The following is a 2,779-nucleotide window of genomic DNA, read 5'->3' on the forward strand; positions in this document are numbered from 1 at the left end:
CCGGCTGAAGGGCCGGGGGCAGGTCGTCCGCGGAGCGGGGCGACGCGACGTACAGGGACGGGCGCTCCCGCCTGAGCGGCGGGCCACCATTGGCGACGACCACCGCCAGCCACGGCAGGACCACAGCGATGACGACGGCGGCGAAACGCGGCCAGCCGTGCAGCGCGACCACGGCGAGCACCAGGCAGACGGTACGGAACAGCATCGAGATCACGTATCGGCGCTGGCGTCGCTGGATCTCCTCCGGGCGGGACAGCACCGCACGTGTGATCAGAACAGCGTCGCTCCTGCGCCTGATCCGCACTGGTCCACTTCCCGTCGTCAGGACAAGCCCCGGATGCCTGCCCAGTGTGCGCCGTACCAGGCCGCACCGCCCATACAAGCATGACCGCCCGTACCAGCATGACCGCCGGCCGCCTGATGGAACAATTCTCGGCCGCCCGGCCACTTGCAGCCACATTCGGCGACACGCGGCGACTTCCCGCGGCTCCCGCGGCCGGCCGTGAAGCCTGACGGCTCGTTCATGCGTTGAAAAGGGGTACACCGCACCGCGCCGGACGCGGGTCGCGGGCACGAGCGGCCAGACGCGCACGACCGGACGCATGCGGCCTCGCCGGTGCCCGCCAGGATGTCAGCACAGGCAGGAGAACCATAGATGATCGGAAAAGCCGGCCTTCACCAGGACGCCCGGTGGCATCCGTCGACCTCGGCGCGCTCCGGGCCGCCCCGGGAGACCCCGCCCAAACCCGCGCCCACGCCCCCGCCGAAGTGGCGTCGCTGGCTGCTGCCCGTCGGCTTTGTGATCACAGCGGCCCTGCTGTTCGCGCCCAGCCTGTTCCCGAAGCAGGCCACCTCGTACAGCTTCACCCGGTTCACCCAACAGGTGGACGCCGGCAAGGTGCAGGCCGTCACCGTCAACGACAAGGGCGGCGTCACCGGGACACTCAAGGACGGCGCCAGCTTCACCTCGCAGGTGCCGACCGCGCTGGACACCCAGGGCGTCCTCGAGCGCATGGAGGCGAAGAACGTCGAGGTGAAGGCCACCCGGACCGGGACGTCCTTCCTGTCGGTCCTGCTGAGCTTCCTGCCGCTGCTCCTGCTGGTCGGGTTCTTCCTGTGGACGGGCCGGCAGGCCCAGCGTTCGCTGGCCGGCGGGCTCGGCGGCATCGGCCGGTCCCGCACGAAGATCATCGATGCGGAGCGCCCGACCACCCGGTTCGCCGACGTGGCCGGCTACGAGGGCGCGAAACAGGAGGTCAGCGAGATCATCGACTTCCTGCGCGACCCCGGGCGCTACCGGCAGGCCGGCGCGAGGGGGCCGGGCGGGGTGCTCATGGTCGGCCCGCCCGGCACCGGCAAGACGCTGCTGGCCCGCGCGGTCGCCGGCGAGGCCGAGGTGCCGTTCCTGTCGGTGAGCGGCTCCGGGTTCGTCGAGATGTTCGTGGGGGTCGGCGCCTCCCGCGTCCGCGACCTGTTCGGCGAGGCGCGCAGGCGCGCCCCGTCCATCATCTTCATCGACGAGATCGACGCGATCGGCGGCAAGCGGGGCTCGGGCCTGCTCGGCGGCAGCCACGACGAGCGGGAGCAGACCCTCAACCAGCTGCTCGCCGAGATGGACGGGTTCGACCCGGCCGAAGGCGTGGTCGTGCTCGCCGCCACCAACCGGCCGGAGACCCTCGACCCGGCGCTGCTGCGCCCCGGGCGTTTCGACCGGCAGGTCACCGTCCCGCTGCCGGCCCAGAGTGAGCGGGCCGCCATCCTCGCGGTGCACAGCCGGGGCAAGCAGCTCGCCCCCGACGTGGACCTGTCCGTGGTCGCCCGCGGCACCCCGGGGTTCTCCGGCGCGGACCTGGCCAACCTCGTCAACGAGGCTGCGATCAACGCCGTCCGGGGCGGGCGCAACATCATCACAGCCGACGATCTCGACGCCGCCCGGGAACGGATCATCCTGGGCCGCCGGGACGCGACCAACGTGCTGCTGCCCGAGGAGAAGCAGTCGGTGGCCGTGCACGAGTCCGGGCACGCGCTGGTCGCCGCGCTCTCCGCGCACGCCGACCCGGTTTCGAAGATCACGATTCTGCCGGCCGGGATGGCGCTCGGCGCCACCCAGCAGCTGCCCGAGGACGAACGGCACCTCTACACCGAGGGCTACCTGTACGACTCCCTCGCGGTGCGGCTCGGCGGGCGGGCCGCGGAGCTGGTCGTGTTCGGCCAGGGCTCGACCGGGGCCGCCAACGACCTGGCCGGCGCCACCGCGCTGGCCACCAGGATGGTGCGCGAGTTCGGCCTGTCCCCCGTCCTCGGGCCGGTGGGCTACGCCTCGGGCAGCCCGCAGTACCTCGGGGCCGAGGAGATCGTCTCCCGGCCGTACTCGGAGGAGACCCAGCGGATCATCGACGCGGAGGTGGCCCGGCTGGTGCGGGAGGCCGAGGAGCAGGCCGTGAGCCTGCTGCGCGCGCATCGCGAGGCGCTCGACGCGCTCACCGGCATCCTGCTGGAACGGGAGACCGTGGACGGCGCCGTCCTCGACGACGTCCTGCGCGACCACGCCCCCGTCGCCGCTCCCGTCGCAGCCCCCGTCGCCACCTCCGCCGCGATCCCGGACGCCGCGGGCGCCCCCGGCACGGGCAGCCCCGGCAGGGGTATCCCCGACACGGCCGCCGACGCCCGTGGACAGCGGAAGCGGTAGGTGAAAACCGTCATCCCAGCAACGTTTTCCACCTACGGGTTCCGCGCCCGTAGGTGGAAAACGTTGTACTGGTAGCGGTTTCCACCTACA

General features: G+C 72.3%; 2 protein-coding genes. One reads left to right on the forward strand and one right to left on the reverse strand.

Annotated elements, in window-relative coordinates; translation table 11 throughout:
* Positions 1-259, reverse strand: a 259-nt coding sequence (locus NBW84_RS04230; protein WP_250281891.1) for a DUF3099 domain-containing protein, incomplete at its 3' end; no start/stop codon positions are given.
* 396 nt (positions 260-655) lie between these two features.
* Here NBW84_RS04230 and ftsH point away from each other — a divergent pair.
* The gene (gene ftsH, locus NBW84_RS04235; protein WP_250281893.1) at positions 656-2,689 is read left to right on the forward strand and encodes an ATP-dependent zinc metalloprotease FtsH; all 2,034 of its coding nucleotides are present in this window, start codon (positions 656-658) and stop codon (positions 2,687-2,689) included.
* The last annotated feature ends 90 nt before the right edge of the window (positions 2,690-2,779 follow it).

It is taken from the genome of Protofrankia sp. CiP1_Cm_nod2 (assembly GCF_920664355.1).
Classification (GTDB): Bacteria; Actinomycetota; Actinomycetes; order Frankiales; family Frankiaceae; genus Protofrankia.

Bases quoted from the DNA above. Each gene is read 5' to 3' on its own strand.
- ftsH (WP_250281893.1), top strand. From the start codon at position 656: ATGATCGGAAAAGCCGGCCTTCACCAGGACGCCCGGTGGCATCCGTCG.